Origin of the sequence: Anaeromusa acidaminophila DSM 3853 (assembly GCF_000374545.1) — a bacterium.
GTDB lineage: Bacteria > Bacillota > Negativicutes > Anaeromusales > Anaeromusaceae > Anaeromusa > Anaeromusa acidaminophila.
In genome coordinates this window covers 15,051-36,848 of record NZ_KB894610.1, presented here as the reverse complement: position 1 = coordinate 36,848, position 21,798 = coordinate 15,051, and the positions used below count along the sequence as shown (strand labels likewise).

Here is a 21,798-nt window from a genome sequence, read left to right as displayed (position 1 = left end):
TTCATCACTCATCTATCTTTGAGCTCATCGTCCTGCATTATAAACCGTGGTTATTATAATAAATAACAGATTTCAAATCAGGAAAATAAAACCACGCAAACAGATGATGCTCTTGATTTTGAATTGATAGAGGTTTTTGTAAGTGGACTTGGTGTTTATGTCAGTTCGTATTGTAGCGTTGGTTAGCATTTAATAAATTCAAACACCAACCAAACACCAAGAGCCTCTCTGAGCGCCGCTAGATGCCCGTATCATCGGCTTTATTCGAGTATCGGTGTTTATGTTCTCGAACCAAACCTCGCAGCCGGCGTCTTTCAATTTGCGAACGGTGGTTAGGCTGTCAACCGTGTTTCTGGCAAAACGGCTGACTGACTTTGTAACAAGCAAGTCGAATTTACCCGACAAGCCATCGGCGACCATCTGCTTGAAACCCTCGCGCCGTTTAGTGTTAACCGCGGTGATGCCCTCGTCCGTGTATATTGTGATGAAATCCCAATCAGCCCGCCCTTGTATTAACTTGGTATAGTAGTCCACTTGGGCTTCGTAACTGGTAAGCTGTTCATCACTGTCCGTGCTAACCCTTGCGTAGGCGGCGACACGGCGTCTTAGCGCAGCGTTTTTACCTTGTGCCGATAGGAGGGGAGCGGTGGCCGGGATAATCCTCACATTAGCCATTTTTATCGCCTCCCTGCATGGCTTTTTCGCGGGCCGCTTGCTTCATCTCAGCTGTCCAGCTTTCACATCGAGAGCGAAGCCTCCAGTGGAGTGTTTTTTCTGTACCGTCTGTAAATGTGAATACCAAAACGTTATCGGCGGGGATTGTTATTGTGGCGACTTTCGCTGTGAATATGGTGGGATCGTATCCCGAAAGCCCCAAAGCTTCGGTGCACTTTTCTTTAAGTATGTCTTCGGGTATCCGCTTGGCGGTGCATTCTTGCTTGCCACGATGAATATAAGTCGGGCAAGCCCACCATGTTTTGGCATATTTAGTGCCCTTGGCGTTTGTTTTTATACTGAACTTCGCTCCGCACTGACCGCAGGTTATCAATCTAGAAAACTCGCTGAATGTAAGCTTGCGAAAGGGGGTTGCTTTTTTAGCCCGCCGAGCCATTTCTGCCTTAACTGCCTCAAAGGTCTCTTTGGCGATAATTGCTTCGTGGTGATCCTCGACATAGTATTTTGCCAACTGGCCGTTGTTCCGCTTCTGATGCTTTGTTATATGGTCGGTAACAAAGCTCTTTTGAAGGCACATATCGCCGATGAATTTTTCATTTGTAAGAATTGAACTCACCGTACTTTCCATCCAACGGCCGCCGCACTTGGTTGGAATGCCGAGTCCGATCAGTTTTTTCATGATGGCATTCTTGCCAAGTCCAGATAAATAGTCCGCAAATATCATTCGCACGATCTCAGCCTCTTCGGGAATAACGGTCAGTTTGCCCGCATTGTAATCGTAGCCGTAAATGCGAATGTTGTTAGAGGGTTTACCTTCCTTGTAGTTTTTGCGGATACGCCACTTGCAGTTTTCGCTGACGGAGCGGCTTTCTTCTTGGGCATACGAGGCGAGGATGGTTAACATCAACTCCCCGTCACCAGAAAGGGAGTGGAGGTTTTGCTCTTCAAAATATACGCCAATGCCGAGGTCTTTAAGTTCTCGGACGGTTTCAAGCAATGTGACCGTGTTCCTTGCAAAACGGCTGATTGCCTTCGTGAGGACGAGGTCGATGAGACCCTTCCGACAATCGGCAATCAGTCTCTGAAATTCAGGTCGTGAACCTTTGGTGCCGGTTTCCGCTTCATCTGCATATACGCCGACATATTGCCACTCGGGATTGCTTTGTATCCGGTTACTGTAAAAGCTGACCTGTGCGGCAAGAGAGTGGAGCATTTCTTCTTTTTCGCAGGAAACGCGGGCATAGGCCGCGACTCGAAGGTGCGTTGGCAATTGTGTCGGTTGAGGTAGTTTAGTTATCTTTCTGCCCATAATAGCCTCCTTTCACAGTACCATATATCACTCTGTTCTCTTTACATGGCAAGTCATTTTCAAGGAATATGCTATACGGTGATAAACCGTATTTCTGGGCGATGATTATATCTATCTCAAGCAGGTCGGTGCCGGAAATTGCGTTCGCGATGAGCCAGCTTTTAAATACCGACATCGCCGTTTTGTAGCGGAGTATTGCATCTTCCTTGATCATAGCGAAGTCCTCCGTATCGCTATGAAGCAGGCCCGTGAGCAGTATTTGCGGTTAGCGTTTCCATAGGCTTCAAATTCCTCACCGCAGGTCGGGCAAATGAAGCGGTAGATCGCCTTGCGTACTACTGACTCGGGGTGGGCCTTCCACCAAGTCATGCGGCATTTGTCAGAACAGAAGCGTTTCTGCTTTGACCCTGGCGTGTGTTGGAGTAGACAGCCACAGTTAGCGCAGGTGCTAATGGGGGCTGATTGTTCGTGCTTTATCGTAACGAAGATGTTCTTTCGGCGGCAGTAAGACTTGACTGTGTTTTCGGATATGCCGATATCGCCGGCGATAGAGGCGTAGCTTTCACCTTTGCCACGTAGGAATTCAATACGCTGTTTTTGTGCTGTAGTCATATGGTTTCCTCCGTTTCGGAGGGGAAATAAAAGATGCCCCTCTACTGCCTACAGACAGGAGAGGGGCATTTGCGTACTTGTGGTATGCATTACCTATTATTCCACGCCCAAAGCCTTAAACACGGCTTCTTGCGGGGTTGAGTAAAATATCAGGCTAAACGCACCGATGAGGTCTGCTGGAACTGTGCCGAGTTCGGTGGCGGACGTTATCGGTATCAATACCTTCTTCGCGCCGCTGTCGAGGCATACTTGCAGGACGCTCGCCAGTTCCTCGACCTTTAGTATCGTACCGCTAATACTGATTTCTCCCAATACAGCAAGGCTTGAAAGCGTCGGCTTGCTCAGAGCGCATGACGCAAGCGCAATCACGGTGGGCAGCGTCAGGAACTTTGTCATCCCGATGCCATTGAGATCCTGGTAGTTGATGATGTAGTCCTTGGTGGTCGTGCTGATAGAGTTGCTAATTTGCGAGCTGCTCGCTTTCAGAAAGTTGAACGCTGTGTTTGTAGCTTCTTTTGCCTCACGATCGGGGCCTAACCCCGTGCGTTCAAGCTTTCCGTTGCCAGGAAGCATCTGCGTTTCAAGACGATATACGCCTATCATTCCGTTTTTGCCTTGTGAGATAGTATATAAGTTACCTGGATTAGTCATCCCTTCAGGGATGATTTTGCCACCACCTTGTTCTGGCACAGCAACATAGTGTTCTTCAAAAGTCTCGTTATCGATATAGGAAAAATTCACATCGTAAAACTCCATGCCGCCGATTTTCTTGAGCTGCTCTTTTACGCGGCGGCGCATCTCTAGGGCGAAAGTCAGTATTTCCTTAATATCCTCTTTGCTGAACTCGCCATTCGGGTAGATCAGCTTAGCTAGGCCAGAAACGATCTTTCTGACGGCGATAACGTCTCGCTGGTTGAGGTTTGTTCCGAAACGAAAGTATTGGTCACAAACGTCGCCGAATGGCTCTTTTCGCATCTCACGCATAAACTCGGCAAGATAGTCTGTGATAAAGCCATAGTCATTGGTAAACGACTCGGGGCGATACTTCGGAATCTCCCAGCCCGGTATGTAGCAATGCATACGGTCGAGAAAGGCCGTATCATAGGCCATCGCTTCGGGAAATGGGTCAAACAAGTGCGAGGTCTTCAGTATCACCTCCACGCTTTGGTTGATGTTACCAACAAAGACCATCGAAGCAGAGGCCGCTTTTTCCTCTTTGCCTCTGGCAAAGGAACCGGAAGCCATGTAATCCTTCATGATTTGAATGCCGTCTTTATCTTTGAACGTGATGCCCGCCACCTCGTCAAAAGCCACACAATCCCACAGTCCTACAAGTCCTACGGTCTTGCTCGACATATTGTAGAAGAGGTTGGCGACAGTGGTCTGCCCACCGGAAACGAGGATGCTATTTGGTGAAATCTCCTTATACAAGTGGGACTTGCCCGTGCTGCGGGGGCCTAGCTCACAGAGATTAAAGTTGTTTTCGATGAGCGGCAGCATGCGAGCAAGTTGCAGCCACTTCTCTCGTTCGCTAAATCGGTCGCTTTCCATACCGGTGGAGCGAAGCAGTACGCTAATCCATTCGTCCTTAGTGAAAGCACGACGGCCATTCTTTATTTCCTCCATATCAATGTGCGGCATCTGAATTGGCGTGAGTTTTACAATTCTGATCGGCGTAGACTTCTTGTCTTCTTCGACGTACTCATACTCAAGGCCAACGATACACCAAATGCCGCCGCAAAGCAGACGGTCATAATTCGAAACATAACCTGATGAAATAGGTATGTCGCGAACACCGAGGTTTGAAAAATCGGCTTCGTAACGATCCAGCTTAATATTCAGGCCGACAGTGATGCGGTCGATAACCGTGTAGCTGCCACGTTCGCGCAAGCTAGACAGTACCTTTTGCGCTTCATCCGGGCGAACGAAATTATCAGAAAGGATTCGCTTGACGTTCCTTACGCCATCCTCAATTATCTTCGGGTCGTCAGAACTGCAATACTGCCCAAGCAAAAATTCCAGAACGTAAACAGGAACGTTCGCCCCTTCCTTGATTGCTTTGGTCAGATCTTTACGGACAATCTTGCCATCGAAATGTTCGCGCAGTTTCCTATAAATGATCTCATTCGCGTCGTCCGTTTCCGGCGCATAGCTTGTATTTTCTAAAACCATTGCGAACTCCTCCTTTTACAGATCAAACCCAAAGTCATCGGCAAACACTATGTCGATGCGGAACTCGACCTCTTCCGGTACATCCGTATCATTTGCAATAACAAGGCGATAGATTTTATTTTTAGTAAACTGCATTTGTTTTAACGTAAACCTTACGCGAAATAGGCGCTCGGAGGCGTTGCTGCTTGTTTTGTCGGCAATGACTGTCTGAGTGTCGCTGACGGGAACACCGACCTCGTCGGTGAAATGCAGCGTGTAACTGCTCGGCTGAACCTTTTCACCCACTGGCTGTTTTTGCAGGAAGTCAAGTGAGAAAATTAAGTTTGACACTTTGCGGCTTTCGGAAATCAGTGATAGCCCCGGGTTCTGAACCTCGACATATTGCTTATAACCAGAGCGCATACCTTTGTAGACGATAACCGGCACGACCATTTCCTGCAAACTGATGCCGCCGTGGACGTAGTTCTCGCCACCACCTTGAACCTTGAGGCGGACAGTATCTTGTGGAGCATAGCCTTTCATCGGGATGCCGCCAAGTTCACGCTCCGTTTTGACTGGCAAGAGGTATTCGGCAGACGTTTCAGGCGGCACAAGAGCGTAACGCCGACCCAGTTCGTATATCTCGCCGCTAAAGGTCTGGCGACTAATTTTCTGGCTTTCCTCAAGTGGTTTGTAAGTGTAGAGAAAGCCGTGGTCAGCGGTGATAACGATGTTGGTACCGCTAAGGTCGTTGACGATTATTTTGATGATAGCATTCAGCTCAGAGATAGCGGTATTGCAAGCTTCAAACACTTTTGTTTCAGTGGCTGGCTTGTCGCCAAGCGCGTCAATCGTATTGTGGTAAACATAGACGATTTCCTTACCTTGCACTAAGGTGCGACGTTCCGCTTTCTTCATTTGGAGCAAGTCTTTATAGGTGACGGCTAAGCTCTCTGGATTTGCGGTGTTCAAGATAGCTTCGCGGTTAACCGTGCTTCCTGTCGGATTGCCGTCAAGGGATACTTCCATTTTGTTGCTGACAGACAGTTCTTTCCCCGGAAGCAAAGCGGCCATACCTAACTTTGTAATGCTTGGAAATACCGCTTGCACCGCCTCAAGCGTGGACTTGCCCTTTGTTGTATGACCGAGAACTTCGGATAGTTCGGCGGCGACTTCAAAGCGAAGGGCATCGGAAACTACCACAAATACGCGGCTGCCCTTGCTCACGTTAGGAGAGACGTATCTGCGGTAAAAGTCTCGCTGTTTATTTATTTCAGACACATAGCCAAGGCAGTCCAAATCGCTCGCTATGGCATTAGTCCAACTCAGAGTGAGTTCTTTCAGAAACCACTCACGGTATAAGCCCTCAACCACATCGGAACACTTCTTCAAGGCGTCCTCAAGGAGTGTATGGGGTGTTTTCAGTGTATTTCCGAAAAAGTAATGAAAATGCCGATAATAGCTGTCCATATTGTAAGCATCGGTCGTATAGAGTTTCCAGATTTTTTCTGGCTCAACGAGGTGGAAGCCATCAATATGGGTAAGGTAAAACTCCTGCATCTTGGCGATATAATACAAGCTTTCAAAGTACTCATCAGTCAGGGTGTACCACCCTGCCGTGCGGCGGTTCTCCACCGTTTCAAGGATAGAATCAACCTTGATGACACGCTCGCTGATTTCTGCGTAGAAGCGTTTAAGAATACTCTCGTTGATTGCAGGAAGCGTGTCGCTTTTTAGCAGTAAGCTGATTTCTATCTTGTCGAAGCGGTCGGCAAGACGGAGTTCCTGCTCGACATGACGGCAGATTTCGTTTAAGTCTTCGCTGCCGTCGCTGCGCTGCCATTCGTGGATAAGCTGATAGCAGTACGCCTGGCAGGAATCAGTTACAAATCGTTCCAACCCGCGCAATGCGGAAGCGGGCATTGTCTGCGACAGGGATGTGATTAAGATATGCGAGGCGAGGTCGGTAAGCGGGCGGCCGTCCGCATTGGCATAGCCCGTGTATTTTTGAACCAACTGCCAGAACGCCTCGATATTGCCAAACTTGTCGATGTTGGTAAGTGAGGCATTGTTTTCTTTCTCCAAGCCTGCCGATAGTACGGCGATGATCACGTCTTGTGCTGTGCCCCCGTTTAGTCCGCAAAGCACTGCCATAATGTCAATATGTAGCTGTAATGGGGTTTGGTACGTTCTGCCGATTTTGCGAAGTTTTGCCTTACGGTCTTTGTTTTCAAGAAACTTGGTGTACAGCTTCATTGTCTTTCGCATAGCTGAAGATGGCTCGACGAGTAGTTCCTCCATCTGGATTGACACAAGATCAGCGCGGAATTCCTCGCTGTACAGCTTGATGTCAAGCAGCCAGTCATCTTTATGATCTTTCTCATAGGCGAGAGGGTCGTAGATGAGATAGTCGCTTGCGAGATCGTCCACCGCAAGCAGCTTCTTAGTCGCAAAGTTGTTTTTGCCCGTGAGTTTTACAATGCTCACATCAGGTAGGTTAAGTTCGTTTACCTGCTCGGCAAACTCGCCATCCTCGTCAGGCCAGAAGATGATTCGGCGTTTATGAAATTCAGGCAGAGGAGCGGCGAACCGCTCCGCAAGCCTTGATTGTATGGTTTCTGCCAACGTCGTATCCTCCATTAAATCTTCGCCAGTATATCTGCGAAAATCTCGTAATTCTTCTTCACGCCGTCATCAAGGTCTATCGCTATATTCATATCGGCGAGGTGGTGAACTTTTTCTTCGTACATGCTAATTTCCCGCGCCTGTTCGGACATTTTATCCTGCTGTTTTAGGAGCCTCGCACGTTCCGCACCAGTGGCGGTGTTCAGTGCAACCGCAATGTGTGAGAGCTGAGTGCGGTAACGCTCTTGTTGTTCGTGGACGTAGTCCGTGCGAAGCTTGGCGAGTAAATCCCGCGTGTAACGGTGCATATAGATGAGCGCCTTGAAGCCGTTCTTTTTGCCGCTATTGAACAGCCAATAAATCGGGCGTTTTTGATATGTCTTGCAGTGATCTTTATAGAAATCGTTTAAGAAATAATTCCGTATGACTTCACGGGGCGTTCCCTTGCCGCCCAAAGCGTCAGCGATGAATTTCAGATTTTCTTCCAGCGTGTCCGAACCATAGACGTTTTTGACAAAAGCAACGAGCCGCCCAGTAATATCATCGTCGAAATATTCGTCATCGCTGATAGGAATGATGTTGTCAACATCGGCAGCAAATATCTTATACGTACTCGCATCCCATTCGCCGCCCGCGTAGATAAGCCCCTCACAATCCAGCGAGTATCGCCCGAACATGCAGCCAACAGCGTAGCTGATCAGGCTGCGAACTTCGCGCGAAAGGTCGGCACGACGCACGGTCACGTCCTTGTCATCGACCTCCGGTGTGAGTTCGTCCGAGAGGCCGTAGATATCGATGAAGATGCGATTGAGTTCTTCCTCGTTGCGTTTAAGTGTTTGGAAGCGCTCCACACACTCTTTCTCCCAAGCGGAGAAAGCCGCTGCGACCGTTTTGCCGCAAATCAGAGGATGCTGCTTGAAATCCCATGAGGTTTCAAATGCGTCCCAGTCGGAGCGTGAGATGGAGATGTTGTCTGATGCAAGAGAATTTACGCAGTCAATACTCTCAATGATCACAGGTAATCTAGCTATATCCCCTTGATTGTAATTCAAAGTTTCGCTAAAAATTTTCAAATAGTACTGGCACAGTTTTGTGTTCAACATTGCAACTAAATACATAAGCGTTTTGTGCTCAGTAAACATTGCCATGCCAGCATTTGAAAATAAGTAGCCGTTGGGAAAATACCTTACAGAGAAAGCTCCACTTGATATAGCAGTCCAAGTTCCGCCTTCACGAAAATAGAACTGCTGATTCTGGGGTCTTGAACGTTGTTTTCCTTTATCGTCAACGAAATTTCTTATTTCGTATCCATCGTTATACCAATTTACAACATCGGCATTATTACCGTACCACTTTCTGTACTCACCGCCATTGTTATACGGAAACCACTTTGCTTTTTCTGTTTCAGAAGTGAACCCGATTTTAGATGTTTCGCACTCCCACCATGTACGAACAAAGCGATTAACATCACCACTAATTAAGCCTTGGCGAGGATTTGCGATATCAGAAAGTATCTTTGCTCTTTCAAAATTGCCAATTCCGCTCTCCCTCACCCAATACGCCACGGGGCTACCGGGTATCTTGGCGATGTTGTCGGCGAAGGCGATGTAGCGATATTTCCCACTCAAGAACGCTGCTTCTTTTTCATCCTGACTGCCAAAGTCAACCAAGCGGGCATATGTTCCCCTATACCCATTTGCATTCCCTGCAGATATCGCAAATGCTGTGGTCTGAACGACCTCTCCGTCGATTTCCTCAAACGCCCGCGCTCCAAGGTGAGCCATATTGATTATGCGCCATAACAGCTTGCCGCGTAGTTTTTCGTAGCTTGACAGGAACATCCAGGCGTGTTGCGTTATCATTGCCTGATACCCGTTCGGCTCCAGCAGTTCGCCGCACTTCTCAATGAACACGGCAAATAAATCACTTTTACTGTCGGGGTAGTTCTTTTTCACAAAATCCGAAATATTTGCATTAACATCAGCAATTTTACGATATGGCGGGTTGGTCACAACCACGTCGTATTTTTGCGCGAGCAGTCTGCGGAAGTTCCAAGTGTTCAGCTTTGTGTCATAACTGCTGTCAAACAGCGTCAATTGTTGTTCTTTTGGTTGTTCCGGCATCGGTTCGAGTTTGTCCACGCGCACGAGCGACCCGTACTCCATTCCATCCGCATAGCCCGTCGGTTCATACACCTGCGGGCGCACGCCAAGCGTCAAAATCCGGCGGTTGTACTGCCTGGCTTTCATCATCAGCGCGAAATAGGCGAGCTGATAGGCGCGGCGATCAATCTCCAACCCAAAGATATTCTTTTCGAGAATCAGCTTCGCCGCGTCGCGCTCAGAATAGCCTTCAGAGGTATAAATTTGCAGCAGCACGTCAAAAGCGTACACCAAAATATGACCGCTGCCCATGCAAGGGTCAATTACCTTGATGTCCTCTGGCGACTTTATAGCATTTTCAGTGCGTAGAACGCGCAAACGTTCTGCGACCTCCGGCGTTTGCTCTGCCTCGTCGATGTAGTATTCCCAACCTTCGCGAAGCGAGCTGTTGGGATGGGATTCCAGCCACAATCGCCCCAGAGAGTTCTCCACCATATAGCGCACAATCCAATCCGGTGTGAAAAGTTGAGTCGCGGCGGGGATATTCTCTTTCGTAATCTTGATTTTCTTCTTCAGGCCGTCAAACACCGCTTGCTTCGGCTCGGTGTTGTAATATTGGTACAGCCAGCCGATAATCTGCACCGTGTCGCGGAAATCTTCTTCTGGAATGTCCCTTACTAACCGACCGATAACACTCTCCAGTTTCAAAATGTTGTTCGGCAAGAGCATTTCGGTGTATGTACCCATGCGTTCAAACATTTCCGGCAAGAGCTCGTTCAGGGCGTTGCACTGCGTTAGGAGAAGGTAACGGTAGAGTTCCTCCGTAGCGTTGGAGTTGAGCAGTTCAGACACTTTTGTTTTATCCAAGCCAGGAAGATCGAGATGCAGTACATTCGAAAGGATTTCCGGATTGAAGTTACCGCTTAGGTCCGAAAAAACACGAATGTGCGTCGGCAAAAAGTCGTTGACTTCCATATAGCGCAGGGATACAAAGCGGTTGAACCAAGTATAGGCCACTTCCTCAACGGCTTGTGCATAGCCTGATTTTTGTATTTCAGCGACAAACGAGCGGCGTTGCCGCATCTCCTCGGCGGACAACACACGTCCAGAGATGACGGTGGCGTTCTCATCGCCGTAGCCTTGTTCGCTGATGCCGTATTGGAAGGCACGCTGTTTCACTTGTTCAATGAGTTCATTCCGTGCCCATATTGCGTATTTTTGAATGGCGTTTTTATTCATCAATGGCACCTCGCTTAGTTAATCTGTATGCTGTCGTTTGCCTCAAGCGTGTCGTACAACTTTTTGCGGATACCGTCCAGGTACTGTTCTACGTCCTCACGTGAGGTCAGCCGCTTGACAGGGAATACATCATAACGGCGTATTTGCGCGATTTTCTGTGGCTTAGGTTGTTCTCCACCTGCTTTGGGGGGCGTGGTTATTGCGTGCAGAATCGTTTCAATCCGCTTGCAAACTTGATCTTTATAGTTGAGCATCTGCATAATCATCGCATCAAGCACGGTGAGGCTTGTTGCATTGGTTGTTTTCTGCTTGTATGCGGTGAAACGGTCATCAGCTTGTTTTACTTCATCTTTTGCTCTGCCTCCGACTCCTGCCAGTGTATGGACATCGCCCATACACTGTGTGATGATGCCGAGAACTTCCTCTTTTTTCTGCGCAAGGAGCGTTCCGTAGGCTGTATTTACATCCTGCATAAGGTCGGGGAGGGCTTTGATCTTGGCATAGGGATTTGCCATCGTAAGGATAGATGATATCTCTTTTATCTTTTCAATGGCGTCAGCATCCGTAGCAAAATAGTCACGTTCGTTTTGCAAATCACGCTGCAACTGTCTGGCTGCGTCAAATATGGTACGTTGAGATTTGAAAAATGTCTCAATTTCCTCCATGTCTTCGGAGCTGTTATAAAGAGCCTCCTGTTTTGCAACCAAGCGTGTAAGCAGGGCTACGTTATCCCGCTTTTGCGAAAGGATATCGACGATCAGGTCGCGGGCGGTGATGACTACTTCTTTTTGCGGATAATAGTCATGGCTATATTTTTCAATGAGTTTTTCGTAGTGAGCAAGTCTTTGCTCAAGTGTGTCTTTTACACAGTTGATCAGACCGTCCTCGTCTTCGGGAATGCCCATCTGCCCGAGCCAATTGCGTAGGAAGTTGATACTCTTGCGTATCAGATCTTCGCTTGGTGCAATTCTGCGACTCACGCTAGCCTTTTCTATTTCTGACTTTTTGCGCAGGTAGGCAACAAGATTTCGGTCCTCCTTGCTCACAACTGCGCCGCCATAACGGATTTCGATCTTTTGCGCAACAATGAGCCTAGCCATAATGGCGGCGATATCCACTTCGCGCCAACCATACGGGATAGACTGGTAACGTTGCTGCACGTCGCCCATTGAAACGGGGACTCGGCTCATATAGCGTTCCTCAAGCCACTGGCTTACTTCATTTAGTGCAAACTCGTTATTTGCTCCTTGACCAGCAAAGCCTCCTTGCTCTGGTTCTCCGTTTAGCACTTTCAAAATATCGGCATCGCTTTCCCTGAATACATTTACAAAGTTCAGTTTGGAATATACACTTTCTATCAATTGTTTCAAGGCCTCATCAAGCTTGCCTTTCGCCTCGCTGTATTTAATATCAACCTTTTCGCCGCAAATAAAGAATGTGCCATCAACGATCGCTTTTTCTATCTGCTTTTTGGCGCTTTCTTCAAGCTTTCGGGCCTGTCCTTGGCGCTTGCGGATAATATCCTGTATGCTCTCAGGCAACTGAGATACGTTTTTCTGTTTGATGTATTTACGAATCTTTGCGGCAGTTTCGAGTTCTTCAAAGTATTGCACCGCGTTTGAAAGCAAGACAATCGTTTCGTTATTAGCTTGCGAATCCATGATTAGCTTTGCTTCAGGGGCAGTGTAATAGTCGCTGGCAACAGTGACGAAACGCAGGCGAACACCGCCTGTCGCTGAGCCGACGAGAGTTTCATCGATATATTGGTCGTAGGAGAAGTCGTACTTATTGTATTTGTATTTTTTAGAAGGATAGAGTTCAGAAAATATCGTTTGGCCGATGCTCGCAACGATCGTCGCGCTGTCAACAGTTGTGTTGCGGATGTCGATGGCGATGTCCTGCTCCTCGTCCGTTAGAAATGAGTAAGTGTCGCCATTGCGGGCGGCATAGTTCTGTGCTACCAAACGTTCCAGCGACATTGCTATTTCACTTCGGAGGTTTATCTTGTCCGTTTGAATGTCATCCACCATCAGAATGGCGATATTGTCGATGTTTGCCTTAATATCATCGATGTAACGTACGAGATAGAGCAGCTTTAAAACGCTCACGTCACGCTGTTCTAAGCCGTCGTGTTTATCTGCGGCGGTCTGGGCGCGGTCGATTACGCGGCGTATCTGGCTTTCAAGGAAGGTGTGCACAGTATCGTAGAACAGTGAGAAAGGCACGAGGGCATTATCATCTTTGCCTTGTACCTTCTGTGCTGCCTCTTGGAACCCGGAGAGCATAGAACGCTCGCCGCCGGAGAGATGTTTGCCGGCGTTGCCATGTTTGCGTATTTCGGCGAGAACCTTTTGAATAATGATGAATTGGTAAGGCACAAACGGGTAGGTAGCGGAAAATTCCGCGCCGTCGGCATAGCCCTTGATGTCCAGTACGGCGTCGTTAAATGTGAAGAGGTTTTTCAATACGGCGTGTTCCTTATCATAAACAAGCCGCAGAAGATTATCGGCATCTTCGGTTTTATCGAGGATACGCTTTTTGATAACCTCGTCCACCGAAGCAGAGGACAGGGACAGGCGGGTGTTGAAACGCCCCTGAATTTTAGAAAAATCATCGCCGCTGATTTTCACAACGGAATCAATGGCTTCTTGACTCGTCACCATAACCCAGACTTTGCCGAGGCACTTGCTGCCGACTTCCTCGACAATAGATTGCAGGTTTATCATTAGGTCGCCATCGTCGCCTATGTATTGACCTACCTCATCCACGCAGAAAAGAAGACGGAAGTCCTTGTCCTTGCTATCAACATAGGATCTGATTTCCTCGACCAACTGCTTGATGCTCATATCAGAATTTTCCTCGCCGTTGAACCAGTTGCGGGCAGCGGTTTCGCTCATGCCGAGGACACTTTGCAGAACCGAGACGATGTCGTCCTCAAAGAAAGCATAAGCAGAGCGGCTTTCCAACCACGATGCGCCGTTGACATCTTCAAACGCCTTACGGAAGGCCTCGGTCTTACCCTGTTGATCTACAAAACGCTCGAGCTTCGCTATTTTCAAGTCCTCGCCGTAAAAGCCAAGATGGTTGTAGAAGACCTTGGTGAAAACCCTTAAGACTGCCGTTTTGTCTTTGTTAATAGGCCCCTCGATGTCGATGTTAAAGAGAATAGACTCCGTGGGGATATTCGTGCAGCGGACGACAGTGGCATACATCATCGGGTCGTCGAATTTGTCTTTGAAAAAATCCACAGCCGTTCTGTCGCCGACGTTAGCATTTGATAGAAGGTAGGATAGCATTTTTAGGAAGTGAGATTTACCGCTTCCAAAGAAGCCGGAAATCCAGACGCCGATTTTGTCAGTGGGGTGATCAATGGCTTTAGAGTAGTTGTCAAAAAAAGTACTGAAATGGCGACGAAGTTCCCGGGTAATGATGTACTCGCCAAGTTCCTGTACGAGGCTTTTCTCGTCATCCTGCGCCACTTTGATAACGCCGTTGATATCGCGGTTGATGTCCTTTTGGAACATACTTTGAATCTTCATGTGCTTTCCCTCCGGTTAAAGTAAGTTGAACGCCCGGTAATAGTTCCCGTCATGGAACTTTTTGAACAGGATTAGGCTTTGTCCGTTAAACTCTCCAGGATAAAACATCACAATGGGTATATCCGAGAATGCCTGCTGCATACTGTCGAGCATCTTATGTGACCTCATAAAGGGATACACTTTTCCAACGCCTGTCAAAAACAGCACGTCACCATGTTTGTGCGGCTCATATTTCATCTTGTCAAGGAATGCCTTTTCAGTGGCGTTTTTTTGTAACTGAGCGAGGAGGTAGTCCTTGCCTTTTTTTTCTTCCATATCGGGCACTTTATCAAGCACACGCTTCTCTTCTAAAATCTCAAGCAGAATCTTGTACATATCCCGCTCTATGATGCGATAGTCATCCGACGGAGTGTTGACAAGGCGGTCAATGTAATCCCTGACGACTAACTCGTGTTGCGGTGCGTATGTAAAGACATGTATCCCGACCTCGTTCGATAGCCCCTTGTTGGCAAGGAATTTTGCATCGGAGATTCGTGCTTTGATTTTATCTAACTCTTGTTTAATGTCTGCCATAGTCATACTCCTATCTGAAACAGTTAAACGCTGGGAGGGCAGTCAAGTCGTTGTTTTCGCGGATGCCGCATTCCAGTTCCGCACTGATAAAGATGGGGTTCAGTTTATGAGCCCGGAAGCTGTCGAGCATCTCCGTTTCAATCAGGCATTTGGTCAGTACTTGTTTCAGTTTCGTTATCGTTTGTTCGCTCCAAGAAGCGATACTATCGTTCTGTTCCCGCAGTCGCGAGAAAAATACGTTGATGTCCTTTTTGGTGTAGGAGAAATCATGCTGGCGGTACTTCTCGCCGATGATATCAGTCATAAACTCGCGGGTAAGGCGGTTATATCGCATCATTGCATAGAGATTTATTTGTTTTGCCACTTCGACAGGCGCATTCGCTAATTCGTAGACCAGTTTCTCGTTGCCCAGGGAGATGATTCTCCGGTGGCAGGCTCGTGCTAATTTTGATATCTTTCGTTCGGTCGGGTACTGGAACAAGTTGTCCTTCTTTATATATTTAACTATTTCGTCGATTGGTTTCCCTTCAAGGTACTGCTTGGCGACAATCCTCATTTCGTAGAAGAGAAACTGTTCCGCAGTTAGGCTGCCAGTGTACGGCATAGTGATGTCCATAATGCTTAACCACCTTCTTGCATGCTGATGGAATTAGTGTCATTGGCATTTTATTCAATCTCAGCGCTCTTGCCGCTATCTACCCAAGAGTCCACTTCCGAAATTTTGAACTTGTACTGTTTGCCAATCCGCCGGTGAGGAATGGCGCCTTTCTTAATCCAGTTTCGGATGGTGTCTTTACTTACGCCGAGATGCTCGGCAATCTCTTCAAGGCTTGACCATTTTTCAGGTTCATTGGACATTTATTTTTCCTCCTAATGCTATCTTGCACTAAACATATCTAAGTAGAGCATATCAAATATTGAATTACAACTGTTTTGTTGATTTTGATATGAATTAGTATGAAAAACTGGGGCTGAAATTTATCTTATTCATGAACTACAGCAAATCAATCAGGCTGTCGTTCTCAGTCTTTTGTTTTGCGGTGAGTTCCTTCAAGTATCGCCGGGTGGCATGATACTGCTTTTTAAAGATAAACTTGTCATCGTTTAACTCGTCTAACAGTTCGACGTATTCTTCCGGATTCTGGCGGACTTCAGCGACATTAAAACGGCATACATAGCCCACGTCCTCTTCGGTTTCCTCAATATCAATCTCTTCATTGTGTTTATTAAAGATCGTTTCCTGTCGTATACGGGTGAGTCGCTCTACTTCGAGGGATTTATAATAAGGCAACTCGGTTAGAAAATGAGCGCCCCCTTTAAAACCGCTTTTTTCAAGGGCTTTGCTAAAGATGAATAAACGAGGTTCAAGAAACCGCGAACGCCTGAACTGGAATTCACGCTCGGAAGAATAGGTTATCCTAGGATACATTTCTTCAAGAAACGTCCAGTATCCATCGGCCCTGTCGCAGTTATCGAATAACGCGGTTAAAAACGGGAGAAAAATATATTCTTCTACTTTTTCAGTAATCATGTCATACAGCATATCAAAGGTACCGTCGCCGTACATACGTCGTTGGTGTTTCTCAAAAAAGTCGCCGAGTTTAGCAATAAACTTATCCTTCTGTTTAGAAAAGAACAATGCGCAGAAATATTCTTGGAATGACCGATGAGTGAAGTGATAACGATCGCCTTCGAAATACATCAGACACAAATTCGAGCAGAGATCTTCAAGGAAGTCGCGAGCAGTGGTTTTCTTATCATTTGCTGTTACCCTCACATTGAGTACGTTATAATATCCGGCAAATTCATCGGGAGTCAGTTCGAATTTTTCATCATTGTAAGAGCGGAAACACAACTCTGCAAAGTAATCTGCAAAAGCGTCAACTGACAGCCCAGTTTTTAATGCGCGTCTGTACGCACCTTTGCTAGCATCATGTCGCTTTGCCAGGACCTCAAATGCTTCTCTATAGAAGACGTGCATCTTGGAAGGCACTTCGGCAAACTGCTCAAAGGTCAAAAGCATAATTGTTAATAACAATGGATTCTCAGTAAATGAACGATGCGAACGGAAAAGAGTCTTTTCCAAAGCCGATTGAAACTTCTTTTTTATAGCTGGTTCATCGGGACGAAACTCCAACCTATCTATTAATTGCATGGCTTGCCGTGGATGAAAAGGCATCAGCCTCAATAAGCTAAAGCGCTCATAAGAAACAAAAGATTGGAACGGACGCGAAGAAAGTACAAACATGTTTTTTGAATAATTGTCCGTTAATGCCTCTAGTTCACGCTCAAACCTCTTAGTGTAAGCGGCTCCAATTTCATCTAATCCATCAAACAGAAGTAAGCAGGAACCATTAACAAGTAATTGCTCAAATTGGTCAGGAGTAAAGCTGCTATCAAATATGCGAATTTTGGAGTATGTATAGTCGAACAGTGTGGTAACTGTTTCATCATAATCTTTTAAAGGAACAAAGACGGGGAACAGCTTCAGGTCGTCAAAATTTGCTATGGCATTCAGCATAAGATGCCGCATCATCATTGATTTTCCGAGTCCGCCAGTACCGCAAATTATAGAAAACTTTGTGAGATTAGCAATGGTAGCAACGGTCGCTCCTTCAATTCGGCAGACGTTTTGTTGATGCCGAACATTCCGACTGCTCATTGTCCCGTATCTAATCCCATTACATATATAAAAATCGTAAAAAGGCTTTGGTTGGTCATTGTACAGTAAGGTCTTTATTGTGCTGTATTTGTTTTCGGCGTTGCGAAGATAGGTATAAACGTCTGGCATTATGAACTTTTGAAGGGTTGCTGCCGCCTGTTCTTCTGCAGTCTGCGATTCGGTGGTCGAATTGACCGGGGCGACATATTCATCGCATTCCACCTGCAACTCTTGTGAAATTGTCGATCCATCTATACCTGCATAGCGACCTTGAACCAGTGGATGTTGCCAAGCGGAAATAGTCGCCGCTCCGATACTGTTATCTTTTCGTTCCGTTACGATAAACTTCCATACGCTCAATAGAAACGCAGGAAGATAGACTTCGGTTATTGCTATAAGCCTGCTCTTATCAACAAGTGAACCGTTTTTGCACACTGCAAACTGGGTTGTAGCCGGGATGCTAATATCATCACGTATAAGTTCAATTAGCCGTTTGACAAGAAGAACGTGGTTCTGTGTAGTCGTGCTGATGTCTATAAACTGGCGTGCAAATGCCGTCGCCTTGTTTAGTTCAGTGGTGTAGTCTGTCGTCAAGCGTGTTAAGAACGCCGTTACGACCATCTTATTTTCGAATTTTAGGTCATCCGGCGTAAGGGTGGCACACTTTTTGTAGTTGGTAGTATATGTATTAAACGTGTCGCCGGCGGGTTTAATGTAATCAGGCTGCACAAGCTCTACAAGTCCGAACAGCACATCAGGCTCTCGGAAGCTGTCAGTTGCACCGAGGGTACGTTGGCGGCGCGATGCGGTGGGCTTCCTTGATTGCAGAATCTGCGTGAGGAATGTACCGCCGCAAAGAACAGGGGATGGATTGTTTGTCATGTTTTTGCCTCCGTAGATAACAATTAATCTTATTAACGCTATTAACCTTATCATTTCTGGACGTTAACCCTATCAAGATTTAGATGGTCCTTGTGAGTAATCACAAGGGCTATTTTTTTTTGCCCTGCATGAATTCCGACAATTGCGAATTGTTCCTATCAATTCATTGTAACGCCAATAAATTCTGCTGTCAATTTCAGGATATTCAGCTGCGGAGGAAAACGCAATGCCAATCATTACCCCTTACGTTCGGCCGCCGCCTTGAGGGACAAGGACCAACAAGTCAAAACGCCCACGGTTCGGACAAACCCCAAAATCTGAAAACCAAAGGAGCCAAAAGCATGAGTAAAAAATCATTTAAACCTACGCCAATTCCTCGCCGCACCAAAGCTGGCGATACAATGCGGTATTACCTCTTATCGGAGGATGGCAAGCAAGAAACCGAAGTCAAACGGGCGGAGTGTTTGGCCCGCGCGGAAGCCCCATGCAGTAAATTTCCTCAGCGTTGGTTTGTGGATGAGGAAGCGGGCATTGTTGTGCGCTTGCCTCGCAACCAAGAGGGGGAAGATCTTGCTCGCGACAATATGCGGTTCATTTGGCGTGAAGCCAAGCACATCGAGCGAAATTGCTCCTGTGTTCTTAAAGGCACAGATAAATGTCAAGGATGGAAGCCCGATGCAGACGGCTTGGTGAAGTGCGACTGGTGTCAACTCCCCAATCGAAGGCGCACGGTTGAACTGGATATGCACTTCCAGCGAGAGGACGGTGGCGAAGGGGACGGCCCCAAACCTCAAATTGAACTCGCTGACTCGAACGACTTCCAGTCGGTGCTAGAGGAAAAAGCGCTGCTCGATACGCTCTATGCCGCGCTCGCAACTCTCGCTCAAGAAGACCTTGATCTTATAAAGGACATCTTCTGGCACGGCAAGACGGAGCGTGAACTTGCTCCTGTGCTTGGCTTGAAGGAACCAAAGAGCGTCAATAAGCGCAAGCACCGCATTCTTGAATTTCTGCGGAACAATGAAGCCCTGAAAGAATTTTTCGGATAACCAGCCGGGTACGCAAACCGCCTTTTGCCGTCTGTAAAGGGTGAGGGGCGGCAAAGCGTCCCGGAAACGGAGGTAAATAGTATGGAAACAAAGGACCAAAACACAGATGGGGAGTTGCGCGATGACGGTCTTAATGAGGAGCTCGCAGGCATTCTGACCGCGATAAGCATCGTGTCCAAACGCCTCGCTCAAAAGCTGCTCGTGCTTCAAAGGCGTGACGAGGTAAGCGAGAACGGAGGTAGCCAAGATGAGCAAGATAAGTGAGATCGACCGTTGTATCGGCGAACTGCGGACTGCCGCACAGTCTCTTGCGGCGGTGGCGGACAGCCTGACGGCGCTCTTAGCGGCAAACGCAGCTCCGGCAGTCGTGTTTACGCAGAGTGGCAATGGCCAGACGGAACATGCCGATACGGCCCATAGCAAAGTGACAGATAGAAAGTCGTCCTCCGCGCCAAAGCCCAAGCCCGTCACCTTGGAGCAGGTGAGGGCCGTACTCGCAGAAAAGTCCCGCCGCGGTCACACCGCCAAGGTTCGAGAACTGTTGCAAAAGCATGGCGCGGCAAAACTGTCGGAGATTGACCCGGCGCAGTTTGAAGCCCTGCTTAGTGAAGCCGCCGCTATCGGGGGCGGGGAGGAAGAAGATGGGTAAGCATGCGCTTCTTTCTGCTTCTTCAAGCCACCGCTGGCTGAGCTGCCCGCCATCGGCACGGCTATGCGAGCCATATGAAGACAAAGGTTCGGCTTATGCTGCTGAAGGCACGGACGCTCATACCCTGGGCGAGTACAAGCTAAAAACCGTGCTCGGCATCAAGGCGAAAGATCCGACCACCAAGCTAACCTACTACTCCGAGGAGATGAACGAGTGCGCCGACGGCTACTCCGCCTATATCCTCGAGTTGGTGGAGACGGCAAAGAAGTCTTGTGCCGATCCGGTGGTGCTGATCGAGCAGCGGCTGGACTTCTCCAAGTATGTGGAAGGCGGCTTTGGTACCGGTGACTGCGTGATTATCGCCGATGGCACCTTGCACATTTGCGACTATAAACATGGCGCTGGGCTCCTCGTTGACGCTACCGACAACCCGCAGCTGAAGCTGTATGCCTTGGGAGCATTGGAATTATTCGACGGCATCTACGATATCAACGAGGTTCGTATGACCATCTACCAGCCGCGCCGCAACAACGTCAGCACCCACACGGTTTTTAAAGAGTCCCTTTACCAGTGGGCGGAGGAAGTCCTAAAGCCCACAGCCGAAATCGCCTATGCCGGTGGCGGCGAATACCACTGCGGCGAGTGGTGCCAGTTTTGTAAGGCAAAGTATGAGTGCCGAGAGCGGGCCGAGCGGAACCTGGAGCTTGCAAAACTGGAATTCAAACGCCCGCCCTTGCTAGAGGACGACGAGATTGAATCCATCCTCGGCAGGATAGAGGCTCTTGTTTCTTGGGCTTCCGATATAAAAGACTACGCGCTACAAGCCGCCCTCAGCGGCAAGCGGTGGTTCGGTTGGAAGCTTGTCGAAGGCAAAAGTAACCGCAAATATGTCAATGAAGACGCGGTGGCCCAGAAGGTGCAAGCCGCGGGCTACGATCCCTACGAGCACAAGGTGCTGGGGATCACCGCCATGGAAAAGGCTCTCGGCAAAACCAAATTCTCCGAACTGCTAGGAGACCTGGTCGAAAAGCCGCAAGGCAAACCAACCCTTGTGCCGGAGGGGGATAAACGTCCGGCAATCCATACTGCCAAAAATGATTTTATGGAGGTAAAAGACAATGGCTAATCAGACAATGAACCGTAAAAACCAGAACCCTGTCCCGAACCCCACAAAGGTGATCACCGGTGAAGTCAGGCTCTCTTACGCCAACTTGTGGGAACCGAAGTCCATCAACGGCGGCGCGCCGAAATACTCGGTGTCCCTCATCATCCCCAAAAGCGACATCCGCACCATCGCCAAGATTAAAGCGGCGATAGAGGCGGCGTACCGCGAGGGCGAGACGAAACTAAAAGGAAACGGCAAAACCGTCCCTGCGTTGTCCGCCCTTAAGACCCCGCTCCGCGATGGCGACACGGAGCGCCCGGATGACGAAGCCTACGCCGACAGCTACTTTATCAATGCCAACAGCGGCACTGCGCCCGGCATTGTGGACAGCGCCTGCGAGACCATCTTGGAGCGTTCCCAGATTTACAGCGGTGTATACGCCCGAGCCAGCATCAATTTCTACGCTTTTAACAGCAACGGCAACAAGGGAATCGCCTGCGGGCTAAACAACATCCAGAAATTGCGCGACGGTGATCCGCTCGGCGGTAAGTCCAGAGCTCAGGATGATTTCGCCATCGACGATGATGAAGACTTCCTCAGTTAAATACGAGTACACAGATTGCGGA

General features: G+C 48.1%; 16 protein-coding genes. 5 read left to right on the top strand and 11 right to left on the bottom strand.

Translation table 11 applies throughout. From position 1 onward, the window contains the following. Nucleotides 1-198: 198 nt before the first annotated feature. From C508_RS0115930 to C508_RS18960, 11 genes are all read right to left on the bottom strand, one after another. Nucleotides 199-675: a recombinase family protein gene (locus C508_RS0115930; protein ID WP_018704570.1), complete on the bottom strand. Its 477-nt coding sequence runs from the start codon at nt 673-675 to the stop codon at nt 199-201. Beyond that, entirely contained in the window at nt 668-1,984 is a 1,317-nt protein-coding gene (locus tag C508_RS0115925; protein WP_018704569.1) for a recombinase family protein, read from the bottom strand. Before C508_RS0115925 ends, C508_RS0115930 begins: the two co-directional genes overlap by 8 nt. After that, nucleotides 1,965-2,198, bottom strand: coding sequence for an SHOCT domain-containing protein (locus tag C508_RS0115920; protein WP_018704568.1), 234 nt, complete (start codon nt 2,196-2,198; stop codon nt 1,965-1,967). The genes C508_RS0115925 and C508_RS0115920 overlap by 20 nt, the downstream gene beginning before the upstream one ends. 494 nt (nt 2,199-2,692) lie before the next feature. Next, the gene (gene brxL / locus C508_RS0115910) at nt 2,693-4,768 is read right to left on the bottom strand and encodes a protease Lon-related BREX system protein BrxL (RefSeq protein ID WP_018704566.1); all 2,076 of its coding nucleotides are present in this window, start codon (nt 4,766-4,768) and stop codon (nt 2,693-2,695) included. Between the two features lie 15 nt (nt 4,769-4,783). Next, entirely contained in the window at nt 4,784-7,372 is a 2,589-nt protein-coding gene (gene pglZ, locus C508_RS0115905) for a BREX-1 system phosphatase PglZ type A (RefSeq protein ID WP_018704565.1), read from the bottom strand. A 14-nt stretch (nt 7,373-7,386) separates the two neighbouring features. After that, nucleotides 7,387-10,713: a BREX-1 system adenine-specific DNA-methyltransferase PglX gene (pglX, locus tag C508_RS0115900; RefSeq protein WP_018704564.1), complete on the bottom strand. Its 3,327-nt coding sequence runs from the start codon at nt 10,711-10,713 to the stop codon at nt 7,387-7,389. A gap of 14 nt (nt 10,714-10,727) precedes the next feature. Continuing rightward, nucleotides 10,728-14,252, bottom strand: coding sequence for a BREX system P-loop protein BrxC (brxC, locus tag C508_RS0115895; protein WP_018704563.1), 3,525 nt, complete (start codon nt 14,250-14,252; stop codon nt 10,728-10,730). A 15-nt stretch (nt 14,253-14,267) separates the two neighbouring features. Then, nucleotides 14,268-14,825 (bottom strand): DUF1788 domain-containing protein, encoded by a 558-nt coding sequence (locus C508_RS0115890; protein WP_018704562.1) that lies wholly within the window; start codon nt 14,823-14,825, stop codon nt 14,268-14,270. 10 nt (nt 14,826-14,835) lie between these two features. Continuing rightward, nucleotides 14,836-15,441: a DUF1819 family protein gene (locus tag C508_RS0115885; protein ID WP_018704561.1), complete on the bottom strand. Its 606-nt coding sequence runs from the start codon at nt 15,439-15,441 to the stop codon at nt 14,836-14,838. Nucleotides 15,442-15,491: 50 nt separating this feature from the next. After that, a complete protein-coding gene (locus C508_RS0115880; protein WP_018704560.1) occupies nt 15,492-15,683 on the bottom strand; it encodes a helix-turn-helix domain-containing protein in 192 nt (63 codons plus the stop codon). Nucleotides 15,684-15,819: 136 nt separating this feature from the next. Then, nucleotides 15,820-18,369, bottom strand: a complete 2,550-nt coding sequence (locus C508_RS18960; RefSeq protein ID WP_018704559.1) for an NACHT domain-containing protein — start codon at nt 18,367-18,369, stop codon at nt 15,820-15,822. A 341-nt stretch (nt 18,370-18,710) separates the two neighbouring features. Between C508_RS18960 and C508_RS0115870 the strand changes: the two genes are divergently transcribed. The 5 genes from C508_RS0115870 to C508_RS0115850 all read left to right on the top strand — a co-directional run bounded on the left by C508_RS0115870 (nt 18,711) and on the right by C508_RS0115850 (nt 21,776). Beyond that, entirely contained in the window at nt 18,711-19,418 is a 708-nt protein-coding gene (locus tag C508_RS0115870) for a sigma-70 RNA polymerase sigma factor region 4 domain-containing protein (protein WP_018704558.1), read from the top strand. Between the two features lie 81 nt (nt 19,419-19,499). Further along, nucleotides 19,500-19,682, top strand: coding sequence for a hypothetical protein (locus C508_RS0115865; protein WP_018704557.1), 183 nt, complete (start codon nt 19,500-19,502; stop codon nt 19,680-19,682). Further along, the gene (locus tag C508_RS0115860) at nt 19,666-20,067 is read left to right on the top strand and encodes a hypothetical protein (RefSeq protein ID WP_018704556.1); all 402 of its coding nucleotides are present in this window, start codon (nt 19,666-19,668) and stop codon (nt 20,065-20,067) included. Before C508_RS0115865 ends, C508_RS0115860 begins: the two co-directional genes overlap by 17 nt. Beyond that, a complete protein-coding gene (locus C508_RS0115855; RefSeq protein WP_018704555.1) occupies nt 20,060-21,193 on the top strand; it encodes a DUF2800 domain-containing protein in 1,134 nt (377 codons plus the stop codon). The genes C508_RS0115860 and C508_RS0115855 overlap by 8 nt, the downstream gene beginning before the upstream one ends. Further along, on the top strand, nt 21,186-21,776 hold the full coding sequence (locus C508_RS0115850; protein WP_018704554.1) for an ssDNA-binding protein: 591 nt from the start codon (nt 21,186-21,188) through the stop codon (nt 21,774-21,776). Before C508_RS0115855 ends, C508_RS0115850 begins: the two co-directional genes overlap by 8 nt. The last annotated feature ends 22 nt before the right edge of the window (nt 21,777-21,798 follow it).

Bases quoted from the DNA above. Each gene is read 5' to 3' on its own strand.
- C508_RS0115930 (WP_018704570.1), bottom strand. From the start codon at position 675: ATGGCTAATGTGAGGATTATCCCGGCCACCGCTCCCCTCCTATCGGCA.
- C508_RS0115925 (WP_018704569.1), bottom strand. From the start codon at position 1,984: ATGGGCAGAAAGATAACTAAACTACCTCAACCGACACAATTGCCAACG.
- C508_RS0115920 (WP_018704568.1), bottom strand. From the start codon at position 2,198: ATGATCAAGGAAGATGCAATACTCCGCTACAAAACGGCGATGTCGGTA.
- brxL (WP_018704566.1), bottom strand. From the start codon at position 4,768: ATGGTTTTAGAAAATACAAGCTATGCGCCGGAAACGGACGACGCGAAT.
- pglX (WP_018704564.1), bottom strand. From the start codon at position 10,713: ATGAATAAAAACGCCATTCAAAAATACGCAATATGGGCACGGAATGAA.
- brxC (WP_018704563.1), bottom strand. From the start codon at position 14,252: ATGAAGATTCAAAGTATGTTCCAAAAGGACATCAACCGCGATATCAAC.
- C508_RS0115890 (WP_018704562.1), bottom strand. From the start codon at position 14,825: ATGGCAGACATTAAACAAGAGTTAGATAAAATCAAAGCACGAATCTCC.
- C508_RS0115885 (WP_018704561.1), bottom strand. From the start codon at position 15,441: ATGGACATCACTATGCCGTACACTGGCAGCCTAACTGCGGAACAGTTT.
- C508_RS0115880 (WP_018704560.1), bottom strand. From the start codon at position 15,683: ATGTCCAATGAACCTGAAAAATGGTCAAGCCTTGAAGAGATTGCCGAG.
- C508_RS18960 (WP_018704559.1), bottom strand. From the start codon at position 18,369: ATGACAAACAATCCATCCCCTGTTCTTTGCGGCGGTACATTCCTCACG.
- C508_RS0115870 (WP_018704558.1), top strand. From the start codon at position 18,711: ATGAGTAAAAAATCATTTAAACCTACGCCAATTCCTCGCCGCACCAAA.
- C508_RS0115865 (WP_018704557.1), top strand. From the start codon at position 19,500: ATGGAAACAAAGGACCAAAACACAGATGGGGAGTTGCGCGATGACGGT.
- C508_RS0115860 (WP_018704556.1), top strand. From the start codon at position 19,666: ATGAGCAAGATAAGTGAGATCGACCGTTGTATCGGCGAACTGCGGACT.
- C508_RS0115855 (WP_018704555.1), top strand. From the start codon at position 20,060: ATGGGTAAGCATGCGCTTCTTTCTGCTTCTTCAAGCCACCGCTGGCTG.
- C508_RS0115850 (WP_018704554.1), top strand. From the start codon at position 21,186: ATGGCTAATCAGACAATGAACCGTAAAAACCAGAACCCTGTCCCGAAC.